This window comes from Campylobacter sp., assembly GCF_052169515.1.
Lineage (GTDB): Bacteria > Campylobacterota > Campylobacteria > Campylobacterales > Campylobacteraceae > Campylobacter_A.
Genome location: NZ_JBQNCH010000003.1, coordinates 19,379 through 33,110, shown reverse-complemented (window position 1 = coordinate 33,110; position 13,732 = coordinate 19,379). Strand labels below are relative to the sequence as shown.

The window sequence follows — 13,732 nt, the reverse complement described above, 5'->3', positions numbered from 1 at the left end:
TCTTGACAACAAAGTTTTATTTTTATAAAATGCCAAAACTTTCAAAAACTTTTGAAGCCCAGAATTCTACAATCTTATCCCCGCATTTAAAGAGGAAAAATGGAAAACAATAACCAAACCGAGCAAGGTGCTGCACAAAGCACAAAAACTACAAAGAAACATCAAACATCAAGAACCCACGTACCAGTCGACGGACACAAGATCGAAGAACTAAGAACACTTAGCCTAGATGAGCTAGTGCAGATCGCAAATAGTGTTGGTGTCGAAAATCCACGTGAATTTCGTAGACAGGATTTGATATTTGAGATACTAAAAACCCAGACAAAACAAGGCGGCTTTATACTATTTACTGGAATTTTAGAGATCACAAACGAGGGTTACGGCTTTTTAAGGGCCGTTGATGCAAATTTAAGCGACAGCTCAAACGATGCCTACGTTTCAAACTCACAAATTCGTAAATTTGCACTTCGTGTGGGCGACATCATCACAGGCCAAGTAAGAGAGCCAAAAGATCAGGAAAAATACTACGCCCTTTTAAAGATAGAGGCCGTAAACTACATGCCTCTAGCAGACGCAAAAGAGAGGCCATTATTTGACAACCTAACTCCACTTTTTCCAACAGAAAAGCTAAATTTAGAATACGATCCAATGAAGCTAACTGGCCGTGTGCTTGACCTTTTCACGCCTATTGGTAAGGGTCAGCGTGGCCTCATCGTCGCACCTCCAAGAAGTGGTAAAACCGAGCTTATGAAAGAGCTAGCTCACGGTATCGCTAAAAATCACCCAGAAGCCAAGCTCATGGTGCTTTTGGTTGATGAGAGACCAGAAGAAGTTACTGATATGCAGCGCTGCGTAAAAGGCGAGGTATTTAGCTCTACTTTTGACCTTCCAGCACTAAATCACGTCCGCGTGGCAGAGCTAGTCATTGAAAAAGCAAAACGTCTAGTTGAGATGGGCAAAGACGTCATCATCTTGCTTGATAGTATAACACGTCTAGCACGTGCCTACAACACAGTCACCCCACCAAGTGGCAAGGTGCTAACTGGCGGCGTGGATGCAAACGCGCTTCATAAGCCAAAACGCTTCTTTGGTGCAGCTAGAAACATTGAGTATGGCGGCTCTCTAACCATCATAGCAACCGCTCTAATCGATACTGGCTCACGTATGGATGAAGTGATATTTGAAGAGTTTAAAGGCACTGGTAACAGCGAGATCGTACTTGATCGCAACATTTCAGACCGTAGAATTTACCCAGCTATCAATGTGCTAAAATCAGGCACAAGAAAAGAAGAGCTACTTCAAAAACCTGATGAGCTTCAAAAAATTTGGGCTATCCGCTCTGCGATCGCCACAATGGACGACGTCGAAGCGCTTAAATTCTTATATGCAAAAATGCTAAAAACAAAAGACAACAAAGAGCTTCTCTCTATCCTAAACGAGTAAATTTAACTGGGCTTAAAGCAGTTGCTTTGAGCTCAAATTTCTTTTTTTACATCAAATTTCTCAATAAATCTTTCATGGTTATACTAATTTAAATTTTTCAGTTTTATTTTTTTGTAAAATCCAAATTTCTAACTTATACAAAAAGGGAAAATATGAAAACTAAAGTCATTTTTTCAGGCATTACAGCAATACTTGCTCTTGCACTAACCGTATGTGGCGAACCTACAACTTTAGCAGAAATTTGCAAAGCTGACATGGGAAGTATCAAACATTTTAAAGGCGAAGTAAAAGTCTATAAAAGGGTAAATTATGACTTGGAATACAATATGGAAACCCAAAAAAAGAATTAAAAGAAGACGGCATTAAAGGCTATCTGATAGTCGATAAAGATACAAAGGTTGATCTAGAAAAATTTAACGTAAAAGCTTTTGCTTACACTATACCAGCTGGTAGCGTAGATAAAGGAACACCGCATATGTATATCTTAAAAAAACATGATGACATAGGTGAAGGCGATAAAACAGAAGTTTTAGCAACACTAGAAACATTAAATCCGAGATGTAATGTAGATAGCAGCCTAGAGCTTAAACAAAAAGATACAAAAAATAATTGCAATAAAATAACAAAAGGTGGGCTAACCACCTTTTAATAAATTTATATCTTCTAGCTTTAACTTTCTTAGAACAAATTTCCCATAAAACTCTATAACAAAATATGATAATGCAAAAACAAAAGAGACAAACGTGGGTCTTTATTTGGATATACATATAAATTTTAGTGTTTATAAAGCTCAAATTCAAAAGAAAATTTGAGCTTTTAATTTCAAAGATAAGCTATAAATTTACCAGCTTTTCTAAATTTTCGCCGTCTAAGCGGTAGGTCCTCCACTCATGAGATTGATTTTTAGCTCCCATGCTTTCATAAAATTTAATGCTTGGTTCATTCCAGTTTAGGCAGCACCACTCAAGCCTCTTTAAATTTTCATCCTTACAAATTTGAGCTAGAAATTTAAAAAATGCCTTTCCGATGCCTTGATTTCTAAACTCTTTTTTCACGTAAATATCCTCAAGATACATCCCACCAAGCCCTAAAAATGTGGAGAATGTATAAAAATAGATAGCATAACCAATAGCCCTGCTCTCACTCTCGCAGATAAGGGCTTTTGCATGGTTTTTATTAAAGATGGAGTCTGCAAAAATTTCATTTGTAAAAGTGACTTGATCGCCTAGCTTTTCATAGCTCGCAAGCTCTCTTACGAGCTCACAGATCACGTCTATGTCGCCATCAGTCGCTTTTCTTATTTGAAATTTCATTAGTTATCGCCAAAGAGTGCTTTTAAGTCCTTGACCATTCCGCCGTCGCTATCGCTGCTAGTTTTTGAGCCAAGCTCGTTTAGCTCGATCTCATAGCCAGTTAGCATGCTTGCAAGGCGGATGTTTATGCCGTTTTTACCGATCGCTTTGCTCTTTTGCTCACTTGCAAGTGTAACAATCGCTTTGTTTTCCTCTATCTTTACCGATGTGATGATAGCTGGTCCCATCGCACGAGCGACAAATATCGCTGGTTCGGTGGTGTATTCGATCGCATCAATGCTTTCGTTATGAAGCTCTTTGCTTACGGCATTTATCCTAACGCCCTTTGTGCCGACTGTTGCACCAACTGGATCGATGTTTGGAGTAGTTGAAATGAGCGCTACTTTGGCTCTTTCACCAGGGATCCTAGCACTTCCTTGGATGATAATACCGCCATCTTTTATCTCAGGCACTTCAGAAGTCAGTAGTGCTTCAAGAAATTTTGGTGAAGTTCTTGAGAGCTCTACTTTTATGCCTAAATTTTTATCTGTAAAGACTTTTCTAATAACAGCTTTTACGACGTCTCCCACTTTAAATTTCTCGCCTTTTATACGGTTTTTACGTGGTAAAACAGCGCGAAGCTCGTCAATTTCAATAAATGTATTTTCATCATTATCGACTCTGACAACTGGCCCAAAGACCATGTGACCACTCATCTCATTATATTTTTGTAAAATTTTCTCTTCGACTAGGCGCTGGATATGGTATTCAAGCTCTTTGTGAAGTGTTTGGGCTGCGGTTCTTCCAAGGTTATCAAGGCTTAGCTCGTATGTTAGCTCATCGCCGATTTCAACACCGCTATCTATTTTCTTTGCCTCTTTTAAGCTCAAAAAGTGCTCGTTGTCCTCTTCAAGCCTCTCGTCATCGTTTGCTACAATTAAAATTTTTTGATAAAGCTTTAAATTTTTATTTGCGTCAATATTTACATCATATTCATAATTCTCGCCATAGACTCTTTTTGCAGTATTTATCAAGGCTCTTATAACGCGCTCTTTTACATCTTCGATTTCTAAATTTTTCTCATTTGCAATTGACTCAATAATATCTGAAATTCTTTCCATTTTTTCTCCATTGTAACGATAAATTTTGGGGATTTTTCGTGAAGTTTTGAAATTATACATAAGCCATACTTTTAATAAGTTTAAGCTTGTTATTAACTTTTATTTAATCCTTTTTTTATGATGATTTGGATATATTGACCGATTAAAATTTAAGATATTGAAAGGATTAAATATGGAGCTTAAACTTGCGAGAGCTGAATTAGACGCAAAACCAAAAACAATTTCACTAGAAAAAATCGAAGTCGCCGTTGATAAAGAAGGTCAGAAAATTTTCTATTTTGATAAGGAAAACACACACAAACAATTAATCGCCCTAGTCGAGCATTTTGAAGAAAAAGGGCTTAGTGTTTATCACAGAACCGTGAAATACGGCCTTGATGAGAGCGATTACATGTATGAAGTGCATATACTTTAATGAGTAAAAAACTCTTTATACAAACTCTAGGCTGTGCTATGAATGTTCGTGATAGCGAGCATATCATAGCCGAGCTCTCACAAAAAGAAGACTACTCATTAACACAAGACATTGAAGAAGCTGATTTAATCCTTATAAATACTTGCTCGGTTCGTGAAAAACCGGTTCATAAGCTCTTTAGCGAGGTCGGAGCCTTTGAAAAAGCCAAAAAAAGAGGTGCCAAAATAGGCGTTTGCGGCTGCACTGCAAGCCACTTGGGAAGCGAAATTTTCAAGCGCGCGCCTTATGTTGACTTTGTCCTTGGCGCAAGAAACGTGAGTAAGATCACAAAGGCAGTAAATACACCTAAATTTATTTCAACTGATATCAACCACGACGAGAGCGAATACGCATTTGGTGAATTTAGAGGCTCACCATACAAAAGTCACATCAATATCTCAATCGGCTGCGACAAAAAGTGCACCTACTGCATCGTCCCACACACTAGAGGCGATGAAATTTCTATTCCCTCAAGCCTCATCCTAAAAGAGGTAGAAAAGGCTGCAAACAGCGGCGCAAAAGAGATATTTTTACTAGGACAAAATGTCAATAACTACGGTAAAAGATTTTCAGGAGCGCAAGAAAATATCGATTTTAGCGATCTACTAGTAAAGATAAGTGAGATAGATGGCGTTGAGAGGATAAGATTTACCAGTCCGCATCCACTTCATATGGATGATAAATTTCTTGAAATTTTCACAAATAACCCAAAAATTTGCAAGTCTATGCACATGCCACTTCAAAGTGGGAACACCAAAGTTTTACGAGAGATGAAGCGCGGATACACAAAAGAGTGGTTTTTAGACCGAGCGCTAAGACTTAGAAAAATGTGCCCAGACGTTAGCATCTCAACCGACATCATAGTAGCGTTTCCAGGCGAGAGCGATAGCGAGTTTGAAGATACTATGGACGTGCTTGAGCAAGTTAGATTTGAGCAAATTTTTAGCTTTAAGTATTCGCCTCGTCCGCTTACAAAGGCAGCTACTTTTACAAACCAAATAGATGATGAAACCGCTTCAGCTAGGCTTACTCGCCTGCAAAATCGCCATAGCGAAATTTTAGACGAGATCGTGGCAGCGCAAAAAGATAAAATTTTTGATGTCTATTTTGAGGAACTAAGGGCAAACGGCGCCGTTGCTGGGCGAAGTTTTAACAACTTTTTGGTTCAAGTTAATGGCAGCGAAGAGCTTCTTGGCACTACGCAAAAAGTAAAGATCACAAACCCAAAACGAATGGTTTTGTATGGCGAGCTGCAAATTTAAAAGCACCCTTGAAAAGATTGCCCTAAACGTGGGCGTTTTTTTTATCTACATTTTGATGTGGCTCATTTTTTTAACCTGCAAAAAGAGCTACACTTCAAATTTTTTGCCACAAAATGGTTGCGTCGTCGTCTTTTGGCACGGGCGCCTTAGCTTTATGAGCTTTGCTTATAGGCAGTGGTGGAGCAGGCAAAATAGAAAACAAGGTAAAGTGATAATCAGTGACCACAAAGATGGCGAGCTAATCACCAGAATAATCAAATTTTTTGGCATCGGTACCATTAGAGGCAGCAGCTCAAAAGGCGGTGCAAGGGCGCTTATAGAAGCCCTAAGAGAGATAAGGCAGGGCCATGACGTCATCATCACACCAGATGGTCCACGCGGACCAAGACACAGCGTGGCAGACGGAGCTGCGGTAATCGCACAAAAGTCATCTTGCGAAATTTATGCTCTAAATTTCGAAGCAAGCTCATTTTGGGAGTTTAAAAGCTGGGATAAGATGATACTTCCAAAGCCATTTTCAACTATAAATTTTAGTCTCTCAGCTCCTTTTAATGTGGCAAATTTAGGGCAAAAAGCAGCCAAAGAAAAGATACAAAACGAACTTTGGCAGGCCTCACAAAATGACGGTGGTAAGAGCGTAGAGCAAAACCAAGAGGAGTTTAGATCAAATTTAAAAATTTGGTGGAAAAAGTATGCGCATAAAAATCCGCAAATCAGCGACGAGATAAAAGAAATTTTGGATGAAATTTATGAAAAATAAAATTTCTATCTTTATAGCCATTTTTATAGTAGCTTTGTTTGGGCTATTTTTTTACAGCGACAACTCATACAAGCTCGCCCTTGAAGCGAAATTTTATTATGAAAGCAAAGAGTACGAAAAAGCTCTAATTTTAAGCCAAAAAGCCATTGATATAGATATTTATAACAAAATGGCAAATACCGTACTAAATCAAAGCAAGGCGGCGATCAAATTTAGCTCGTACATAAAAAACGGCAAAGAGTATATTGAACGCATCAAAGAAATGAGCCAAGGCAGAGTGAGTAAAGTCGATAAAGAGCGAATCAAAATAATGTGTGACGTTATGATAGAGGATTTTGAAAGTCTGAGAAATTTAGCCTTGCTTGACGCTGAGCTAAAAAGTGAAGCATTAAACACAAAAGAGATCTTTGTCAAGCTTAAAAACGAACTGTTTTAACCTTATTTAATCCCTTTTTAGCTACTATAACAAAAATTGTGCACTAAATTTAGGAGAGTTATGTCTTTTAGCATCAGAAAGCTTTTTTCAAACCTTTTCTTGAGTGTTGTGATCGAGGGTAACGAGTGCATATTTTATGGTCAGGTCTTTAGAAATGGCAAGCTTTTAAAAACCATAAATGCAAAATTTACAGACATTGATATTGAAAATATAGACGATAGAGTAAAAAAATACATTGAGGAGCAAGAAAAATCATACTTTGGTGTATATACCTCAGTTTTTTTTAATGATAATTCGCAAGGTGCGCTACCTAGCGTAAATTTTGACGAATATAAAAAATTTAATATAAATACTCAAAATCTCACAACTCTTATAATGCAAGATAGCTGGAGTATTTATGCGAATTTAAATGCTATTAAAAAATACAAAAACCTCTTTGGGCAAGACAGTATAGATCTTATATATTCACCTATAGCTCTACTTTTTCACGAGCTTTTAAAACGCGGAATTTCATCAAAAACCACGCTTTATCTTTATGTCCATGCACACTCGTTTACGCTTGCAATATTCAAAGATAAGCAGATGAGGCTATCTGCTTTTTTAAATACCACTGGTATAGAAGAAAATAACCAAGAAGCTGAGAGCCTAAAAGAAGAAGATATAACAGATATTGAAAACTTAATCATCAAAGAAGAAAATGATGCAACAGCCCTTGATGATTTTAAAAGCCTGGATGATTTTTTAACCGACGATAAGCCAAAAGAATTTGAGGATCTAAATTACGAGCTAAATATGCCAGCTTCAACGAACGTCGAAAAGTCAGTTGCTATTTTTGGATATGATATGAAGATGTTTGACTATATAGTAAAAGCTATGAAAGAATTTTACGAAAACCCTCTTTATGGGGGCGATTTTATTGAGCAGATTATTGTTTTTGAAAACACAAAAATAAGCGCAACCTTTTTGCAATACCTGCAATCTGAACTTTTCGTAGAAATTTCTACATATCCAGTCAATACAAATCATATCATGAATGAGATCATGCAAGAAGAGATAACCTTATGAAATTTAGCTTCATCACTCCAGAGCCAAGACCTCTTTTATCTATCTTTAGCAAACTTTGGGTAACGCTTATAGGCTTTGTTTTTATAGCCCTTTTAGTGGCAAATTTTTTTATAGTTTATAAAAATTACTCAACCAAGAAAAATATAGAATTTCTAGCAAATGAACAACAGGAACTGAGTCAAAAAATAGTAGCTACAGATGAAATTTCGGCTAAACTTTCAGTACAAATAGACTCAGCAAACGATATCTTTACATCAAATTCTATCCTAAAGCAAAGCTTGCACAATCTCTTTGATCTTGTGCCTGATAGTATCACACTAGAAGAAGTTTTTATGGATAAAAATTCGCTTATAATCCGTGGTATAACACCCACAAAAGATGTCTTTAATCAGCTTTTAGCCTCACCTTTAAGATCTATTTTTACAACATCAAATACCAGCTTTTATCAAAGCAAAAATGGTTGGTATGGGTTTATAAGTACAAATAAAATTGATAATTCTGAGGGATACAATGAGTAGAAAAGATACGAGCCTAGAGAAGATTGATCCCGTAAAGCTTTTACTTTTTATATTTGCTTTTATTGCAGTTTGCTTCATTATGATATTTGGCTTTATTGTGCCAAATATAAAAGAATTTAAAAGCCTAACCAGACAAAATTACTCACAAACCTCATCTTATACGAAAGTGAAAAATGAATTTGAGGCTAAATTTAAAGCACTTGAAACAACAAAGCAAAAAGATGGGGCTATCATTTCGGCTTTTGAGACCAAATTTGATAAAGATAAATTTATAAATTTTGCTTCAAATTTTTTCAGTGAAGTAAGCCTTAGTAAGATAGAAGAAGGCGATAATAACGCAACTGAAAAATTCTTTAGATACCGCCTAAACGTCACTAGCTCGATTAAAACTCCTCAGAAATTTTATGACTTCCTAGATGCACTAAGTGGTTATGATAGCATCATAAAAGCTGAATTTCCTATTGTCATGAAAGGCGAAAAAGACAAAATCCACACAACTTTTAACATAAAAGTTTTTGGATTAAAGTAAAAAGTCGCATTAAATTTAAATTGTCTTGGTGGATAGTTCAAATCCACCATTAAGACAATTATCTATAAATTTATAAAAATATACAAAATTAAAAATCAAGTTTATTCCTTGCTTTTATCCACACACTTACCAAGCTGGCAAGCTCTTTTGTAAAGTGCATTTGCCTTTGCTTCATCGCCGCTTAGCTTTGCTAGCAAGAAGCATGACTGAGCATACTCAAGCTCGCAACTCTTTGCCAAAAGCCTTAATACCCTAGCCTCGGCTTTGCTCTTATCTATCTTGTGGGTTTTTAAATTTTCACTTTCAATGTAAGATTTAAGCCCCATAGCCTCGTTATAGCAACCAACGCCGTCTCCATTATCGCAAGCTAGTTTATAGAGTTTTAGGGCCTTTTCTATATCTTTTTGCTCATCAACTAGCCCTTGCTCATAGATTTGACCCAAATTTGAGCAAGCCGTAGCAAGCCCAGCGTTGCAAGCCTTTTCATAGTAACTTTTTGCTTTTACAAAGTCTTTTTCGTTACTAAAATTTACAGCTAGATTGTTGCAGTCGATGCTATTTCCAGCATTGCAACTTTGCTCCATCTTCTCTTTTTCTAGCTCCAAACGCTCTGCCCTGCTCTCTTCTTCACTTTGCCAAAAGCCAAAGCTCACCATCTTTTGCCAAGACCAGCAACCACTAAACATAAAACCCATGGCCAAAACAAGACTAAAATTTAAGACCTTTTTCACTTATATTCCTAGCTTTGAGCCTAGTCTTTTCATTTGCGGGCATGCTTTACTTAGTCCACGAAAACAAGCAACTTTATAAATTCCATAAGCCCTTTTTTCATCTTTGTTCACACCAAGCCCAAGCTCATACATTGCACCGATATTAGCACAACTTGGTAAGTCGCCAGCATTGCAAGCATTTGTATAAGCTTCCATCGCCAAGTAATAATCTTGCTTAACGATCTCGCCCTTTCTGTAAGCATTGCCTAGATGATAGCAAGCTTGTACGCCACCAGCGTTGCAGCTATCTTTATAAATCAAAACTGCCTTTTTTGGATCTTTTGAGACACCAAGCCCAAGCTCATAAAGCGTACCTAAATTTGCACAACCGACTTGCACCTTGGCATCACAAGCCTTTTTATAATTTGCCAAAGCATTTTCATAATCTTTTACAAGCTCGTAATTTACACCCAAATCATTGCAGGCTTCCGCATCACCTTCTTCACATTTTGGAGTCAATAGCTCGATCGCATTTTTTGAAATTTGCTCTTTATTTTGCACTACCTTTTCATCTTTTGGCTGCTGCCATGCATCATCTTGATTTTGCGTACTTACGCCAACCACATTTAAACAACCAGTAAAAAACAAAACAGATAAAAGCAGTATATATTTCTTCATTTTTTTCCTTTTAATATTGTCCAAAGAGGTCATTTAGTGCTTCACTAATACTTGGATGAGTGAAAATTTGATTTTTAAAGAAATTTGCATTTGCTTTTAAATTCATAGCAATTGAAATTTCATTTATCAGCTCATTTGCATAGATGCAGTGAAAGCTAGCTCCTAAAATTTCTCCACTTTGTGCATCAACAATAGCTTTTAGCATGCCCACATCGTGATTTAGGACTTTTGCACCTGGTACTGCCGCCATGCTAAGCTTTAGCTCTTTGAAATTTAACCCAAGTTTACTAGCTTCCTTTGCATTCACTCCTACTCTTGCAAGTGGAGTATCGGTAAATAGTACATTTGCATGAATACTTCTATTTTTAGTATTTCTCTTTTTATCGCCAAAAATTTGCGAGAAAACTATCCTAAAATCATCCAAGCTCGTATAAGTAAAAAGCTCTCCGCCACGCACATCACCCACCGCGTATATATTTGGCACATTTGTTTGAAGTGTATCATTTGTCTTTATAAAGCCCTTTTCGTCAAGCTCAATCCCAGCAACTTTCAAATTTAAATCATCTACATTTGCTTCTCTACCAAGTGCGATCAAAAACGCATCAGCCTTAAGACACTTTTGCTCGCCATTTTGCTTAAAATTTAAACCATTGTCTTTTAAATTTTCTATATCGCAGCCCTCTAAAATTTCAATGCCTTGAACTTTTAGTGCTTCTTTTACGCTATTAGCTATATCGTCATCTTCATTTTTAAGCAGATTTGATCTTCCCACGATACTTACTTTTGAGCCAAAGCTCGCAAACATTGACGCAAACTCTATGCCTATAAATCCACTACCAACGACTACTATATGTTTTGGTAAATTTTTTAGATCAAGTAGTGTTTGACTTGAAAATACATTTGAATTTACGATCTCAAAAGGAGCATGGACCTCTTTTGAGCCACTATTTATGATGATAAAATCGCCCTCTATTAGTTTCTTCTCACCGTTTGGGATTGTCACAAGAACGCTATTTTCACTAGCAAACGAGCCAACGCCATCAATCACATCAATGTTTGCATTATCATTTAGCATCGCGTAGTTTTTAGCATTAAGAGCAGAGATTAGCTTATTTTTATTTTCCACACTAAGCGTGTAATATTCACTTTCGACACTATTATTTACAAATTTTGCCTCTTTGGCGGCTGTTATTAGACGTTTGGTTGGTATACAGCCAACATTTATACAAGTGCCTCCATACATCTTTGGTGATCTTTCTATAAGAGCCACTTTTTTGCCAAGTGCGGCAGCTTTAACTGCTAGTGTTTTGCCAGCTTTTCCAAAACCAATAACAACGATATCATATTTCATTTTTTTAGCCCTTTATCTTTCCCATTAAATAGTAAGTTGTTTCATTTATCTTTTTTAGCTCCATTTTATATTTATTAGCCCAGTTCTTTATAACCTCATCGACTCGCTCTTTTATTTCATTAACAGTAGCTACATTTTTTATCTTTAGTCTATCTTCACTTCCACTCATAGCCACAAAACAAAGATGCGGCTTTAGATGATCATTTAGCTCGACCACACTCTTTGGCAAAAGACCATCAGTATTGTTTAAAATTCTACACATTTGAGCAGTGGTAGTTTCATTGACGTTATAGCCAAGCTGGATTAAAAGTGCATTATGATCCATATTGTTCCTTTTGCTTAAGATTTGCGAACATTATAAGATAAAATTGGATAAAATCGCCTAAATTTTCAAGGACAAATATGAAAAAATTTATCATTTTTGTATTTAGTATTTTGCTATTTTGGGGATGTTCAGTAGAGCAAATTTCTCAAAATCTTGGCCTTATCGAGCCACCGCTTGATCCAGAGGTCGAGCAGATTGCAGACGCCATCTATCTATACAATGAAGGCAACTATTCAAAAGCTTGCAAGAGATTTTATGATTATGCAAAAGATGGCAATGTCCTAGCCATGCAACAAACTGGCGCATGTTTTCGTGACAGCAAAGGCTTTAGTAAAGATATTTTAAGAGCACTTTTTTGGTTTGAAACAGCTGGCAGATACGGCAACATAGACGGCCTAAGAAGTGCCGGATATATCTACGAGTACGGCCTTGGGGTCAATAAAAATTTAGAAAAAGCGATATATTTTTACGAAAAAGCTGTAAGTCTTGGCTCAAGCGAGGCTAGCTACGATCTAGGACTCATCTATCTAGGCAAAAATGACTATAAAAAAGCGAGAATTTATCTTGATGAATCTTGCTTTAAAGGCAAAGAAGAAGCTTGCGCAAAGCTAAAAGAGATGAAATTTTAGCTCCCATCTCTTTTTGTAAATTTACTACGCCTCAGCTTTTTGAGCGATCAAGACACCCTCTATCATCTTTTTAATATCGCCATCAAGTATAGCATCAGTTTGTGAGTATGTCTCACCACTGCGGTTGTCTTTTACCTGCTGATATGGGAAAAGCACGTACGATCTTATCTGGTGCCCCCAGCCGATCTCACTTTTTTCTACGCTATTGCTCACCTCTTGCTGTTTCATCAGCTCAAGCTCATAAAGGCGAGACTTTAGCATCTTCATTGCTGTGGCTCTGTTTTTATGCTGACTGCGGTCATTTTGGCACTGCACGACGATGCCAGTTGGTATATGCGTGATACGAATGGCTGATTCTGTTTTATTTACATGCTGACCGCCTGCACCGCTTGCTCTATAAGTATCTATTTTTAGATCTTTTTCTTCGATCTCGATCTCTATGTCATCGTCTATCTCAGGGCTTACCATGACACTAGAAAAGCTCGTATGACGGCGTCCTGCGCTATCAAATGGACTTGTGCGAACGAGCCTATGGATGCCATTTTCTGCTTTGAAGTAACCATAAGCATTTTCACCTTTTACGATAAAACTCACGTCCTTTAGTCCAGCTTCATCGCCTTCTTGAAAGTCAAGAGTCTCGACCTTAAAGCCTTCTCTCTCACAAAATCTAAGATACATCCTATAAAGTATGCTGGCCCAGTCGTTACTCTCGGTGCCACCAGCTCCGGGGTGTATTGAGACAATGGCATTTTTGCCGTCATCTTCGCCACTTAAAAGCATAGAAATTTCTAAATTTACTATCTTTTCATCTAAATTTTTGGCGTCATCAAATAGAGAATTTATAGTCTCTTCGTCATTTTCGGAATTTGCTAGCTCAAAAAGCTCTTTTGCATCACTTACCGCCTGATTAGCATCATTAAATTTTGCAAGCATATTTAAAATTTTTGTCTTTTCTTTATTTAAAGCACCAGCTTTAGCGATATCTTGCCAAAAATCAGGATCTTGCTCAGTGGCCTCTATCTCTTTAAGTCTGGCCTTGATCTCATCTGGCTTTACAATAGAGCCTATGTTTTCAACTTTTGTTTGCAGCTTCTTTAAAAGCTCGTTGTATTCGTAATTATCCAAGTTATTCTCCATAAATTTTTGGGGATTTTAGCCA

At 37.1% G+C, this 13,732-nt stretch carries 18 protein-coding genes; 11 read left to right on the top strand and 7 right to left on the bottom strand.

Going from position 1 to position 13,732, the window contains the following annotated elements; genetic code table 11:
• Positions 1-99: 99 nt before the first annotated feature.
• The 3 genes from rho (at position 100) to ACTTKV_RS01365 (ending at position 2,092) form a co-directional block, all read left to right on the top strand.
• Entirely contained in the window at positions 100-1,443 is a 1,344-nt protein-coding gene (rho, locus tag ACTTKV_RS01375) for a transcription termination factor Rho (RefSeq protein WP_442548889.1), read from the top strand.
• Positions 1,444-1,595: 152 nt separating this feature from the next.
• A complete protein-coding gene (locus ACTTKV_RS01370) occupies positions 1,596-1,793 on the top strand; it encodes a hypothetical protein (protein WP_442548888.1) in 198 nt (65 codons plus the stop codon).
• Between the two features lie 125 nt (positions 1,794-1,918).
• A complete protein-coding gene (locus tag ACTTKV_RS01365; RefSeq protein ID WP_442548887.1) occupies positions 1,919-2,092 on the top strand; it encodes a hypothetical protein in 174 nt (57 codons plus the stop codon).
• Positions 2,093-2,276: 184 nt separating this feature from the next.
• Here ACTTKV_RS01365 and ACTTKV_RS01360 read toward each other — a convergent pair whose 3' ends face one another.
• Both ACTTKV_RS01360 and nusA read right to left on the bottom strand, forming a co-directional pair.
• Complete coding sequence (locus ACTTKV_RS01360) at positions 2,277-2,756, bottom strand: GNAT family N-acetyltransferase (protein WP_442548886.1); 480 nt, start codon at positions 2,754-2,756, stop codon at positions 2,277-2,279.
• Positions 2,756-3,856, bottom strand: coding sequence for a transcription termination factor NusA (nusA, locus tag ACTTKV_RS01355; protein WP_442548885.1), 1,101 nt, complete (start codon positions 3,854-3,856; stop codon positions 2,756-2,758). Before nusA ends, ACTTKV_RS01360 begins: the two co-directional genes overlap by 1 nt.
• Before the next feature lie 172 nt (positions 3,857-4,028).
• On the opposite strand from nusA, the gene ACTTKV_RS01350 reads away from it, so the two are divergent.
• From ACTTKV_RS01350 to ACTTKV_RS01320, 7 genes are read left to right on the top strand one after another with little or no spacing between them, the layout of a single operon-like run.
• Positions 4,029-4,271 (top strand): HP0268 family nuclease, encoded by a 243-nt coding sequence (locus ACTTKV_RS01350; protein WP_442548884.1) that lies wholly within the window; start codon positions 4,029-4,031, stop codon positions 4,269-4,271.
• Positions 4,271-5,572: a tRNA (N6-isopentenyl adenosine(37)-C2)-methylthiotransferase MiaB gene (gene miaB / locus ACTTKV_RS01345; protein WP_442548883.1), complete on the top strand. Its 1,302-nt coding sequence runs from the start codon at positions 4,271-4,273 to the stop codon at positions 5,570-5,572. The genes ACTTKV_RS01350 and miaB overlap by 1 nt, the downstream gene beginning before the upstream one ends.
• On the top strand, positions 5,553-6,332 hold the full coding sequence (locus ACTTKV_RS01340) for a lysophospholipid acyltransferase family protein (protein ID WP_442548882.1): 780 nt from the start codon (positions 5,553-5,555) through the stop codon (positions 6,330-6,332). Before miaB ends, ACTTKV_RS01340 begins: the two co-directional genes overlap by 20 nt.
• Entirely contained in the window at positions 6,313-6,768 is a 456-nt protein-coding gene (locus ACTTKV_RS01335) for a hypothetical protein (protein ID WP_442548881.1), read from the top strand. Before ACTTKV_RS01340 ends, ACTTKV_RS01335 begins: the two co-directional genes overlap by 20 nt.
• A gap of 60 nt (positions 6,769-6,828) precedes the next feature.
• On the top strand, positions 6,829-7,833 hold the full coding sequence (locus ACTTKV_RS01330) for a hypothetical protein (RefSeq protein WP_442548880.1): 1,005 nt from the start codon (positions 6,829-6,831) through the stop codon (positions 7,831-7,833).
• Positions 7,830-8,351: a hypothetical protein gene (locus tag ACTTKV_RS01325; protein WP_442548879.1), complete on the top strand. Its 522-nt coding sequence runs from the start codon at positions 7,830-7,832 to the stop codon at positions 8,349-8,351. Before ACTTKV_RS01330 ends, ACTTKV_RS01325 begins: the two co-directional genes overlap by 4 nt.
• Entirely contained in the window at positions 8,344-8,880 is a 537-nt protein-coding gene (locus ACTTKV_RS01320; RefSeq protein WP_442548878.1) for a hypothetical protein, read from the top strand. The genes ACTTKV_RS01325 and ACTTKV_RS01320 overlap by 8 nt, the downstream gene beginning before the upstream one ends.
• Before the next feature lie 101 nt (positions 8,881-8,981).
• On the opposite strand, the gene ACTTKV_RS01315 is transcribed toward ACTTKV_RS01320, so the two are convergent.
• From ACTTKV_RS01315 to ACTTKV_RS01300, 4 genes are read right to left on the bottom strand one after another with little or no spacing between them, the layout of a single operon-like run.
• On the bottom strand, positions 8,982-9,611 hold the full coding sequence (locus tag ACTTKV_RS01315; protein WP_442548877.1) for a tetratricopeptide repeat protein: 630 nt from the start codon (positions 9,609-9,611) through the stop codon (positions 8,982-8,984).
• The gene (locus ACTTKV_RS01310; protein WP_442548876.1) at positions 9,612-10,268 is read right to left on the bottom strand and encodes a tetratricopeptide repeat protein; all 657 of its coding nucleotides are present in this window, start codon (positions 10,266-10,268) and stop codon (positions 9,612-9,614) included.
• A 10-nt stretch (positions 10,269-10,278) separates the two neighbouring features.
• Positions 10,279-11,619 carry a dihydrolipoyl dehydrogenase family protein gene (locus tag ACTTKV_RS01305; protein WP_442548875.1) on the bottom strand — a complete coding sequence of 447 codons (1,341 nt, stop codon included), beginning with the start codon at positions 11,617-11,619 and terminating at the stop codon, positions 10,279-10,281.
• A 4-nt stretch (positions 11,620-11,623) separates the two neighbouring features.
• A complete protein-coding gene (locus tag ACTTKV_RS01300) occupies positions 11,624-11,944 on the bottom strand; it encodes a type II secretion system protein (protein WP_442548874.1) in 321 nt (106 codons plus the stop codon).
• Positions 11,945-12,021: 77 nt separating this feature from the next.
• Here ACTTKV_RS01300 and ACTTKV_RS01295 point away from each other — a divergent pair, with 77 nt between their 5' ends.
• Positions 12,022-12,573: a tetratricopeptide repeat protein gene (locus tag ACTTKV_RS01295; RefSeq protein ID WP_442548873.1), complete on the top strand. Its 552-nt coding sequence runs from the start codon at positions 12,022-12,024 to the stop codon at positions 12,571-12,573.
• 24 nt (positions 12,574-12,597) lie between these two features.
• Here the strand turns inward: ACTTKV_RS01295 and prfB are convergent, their stop codons facing one another.
• Positions 12,598-13,698: a peptide chain release factor 2 gene (prfB, locus tag ACTTKV_RS01290; RefSeq protein ID WP_442548872.1), complete on the bottom strand. Its 1,101-nt coding sequence runs from the start codon at positions 13,696-13,698 to the stop codon at positions 12,598-12,600.
• Between the last annotated feature and the right edge of the window lie 34 nt (positions 13,699-13,732).

What these genes read in the sequence shown, in the direction of transcription:
- rho (WP_442548889.1), top strand. Translation starts at nt 100, where the DNA reads ATGGAAAACAATAACCAAACCGAGCAAGGTGCTGCACAAAGCACAAAA.
- ACTTKV_RS01370 (WP_442548888.1), top strand. Translation starts at nt 1,596, where the DNA reads ATGAAAACTAAAGTCATTTTTTCAGGCATTACAGCAATACTTGCTCTT.
- ACTTKV_RS01365 (WP_442548887.1), top strand. Translation starts at nt 1,919, where the DNA reads ATGTATATCTTAAAAAAACATGATGACATAGGTGAAGGCGATAAAACA.
- ACTTKV_RS01360 (WP_442548886.1), bottom strand. Translation starts at nt 2,756, where the DNA reads ATGAAATTTCAAATAAGAAAAGCGACTGATGGCGACATAGACGTGATC.
- nusA (WP_442548885.1), bottom strand. Translation starts at nt 3,856, where the DNA reads ATGGAAAGAATTTCAGATATTATTGAGTCAATTGCAAATGAGAAAAAT.
- ACTTKV_RS01350 (WP_442548884.1), top strand. Translation starts at nt 4,029, where the DNA reads ATGGAGCTTAAACTTGCGAGAGCTGAATTAGACGCAAAACCAAAAACA.
- miaB (WP_442548883.1), top strand. Translation starts at nt 4,271, where the DNA reads ATGAGTAAAAAACTCTTTATACAAACTCTAGGCTGTGCTATGAATGTT.
- ACTTKV_RS01340 (WP_442548882.1), top strand. Translation starts at nt 5,553, where the DNA reads ATGGCGAGCTGCAAATTTAAAAGCACCCTTGAAAAGATTGCCCTAAAC.
- ACTTKV_RS01335 (WP_442548881.1), top strand. Translation starts at nt 6,313, where the DNA reads ATGAAATTTATGAAAAATAAAATTTCTATCTTTATAGCCATTTTTATA.
- ACTTKV_RS01330 (WP_442548880.1), top strand. Translation starts at nt 6,829, where the DNA reads ATGTCTTTTAGCATCAGAAAGCTTTTTTCAAACCTTTTCTTGAGTGTT.
- ACTTKV_RS01325 (WP_442548879.1), top strand. Translation starts at nt 7,830, where the DNA reads ATGAAATTTAGCTTCATCACTCCAGAGCCAAGACCTCTTTTATCTATC.
- ACTTKV_RS01320 (WP_442548878.1), top strand. Translation starts at nt 8,344, where the DNA reads ATGAGTAGAAAAGATACGAGCCTAGAGAAGATTGATCCCGTAAAGCTT.
- ACTTKV_RS01310 (WP_442548876.1), bottom strand. Translation starts at nt 10,268, where the DNA reads ATGAAGAAATATATACTGCTTTTATCTGTTTTGTTTTTTACTGGTTGT.
- ACTTKV_RS01305 (WP_442548875.1), bottom strand. Translation starts at nt 11,619, where the DNA reads ATGAAATATGATATCGTTGTTATTGGTTTTGGAAAAGCTGGCAAAACA.
- ACTTKV_RS01300 (WP_442548874.1), bottom strand. Translation starts at nt 11,944, where the DNA reads ATGGATCATAATGCACTTTTAATCCAGCTTGGCTATAACGTCAATGAA.
- ACTTKV_RS01295 (WP_442548873.1), top strand. Translation starts at nt 12,022, where the DNA reads ATGAAAAAATTTATCATTTTTGTATTTAGTATTTTGCTATTTTGGGGA.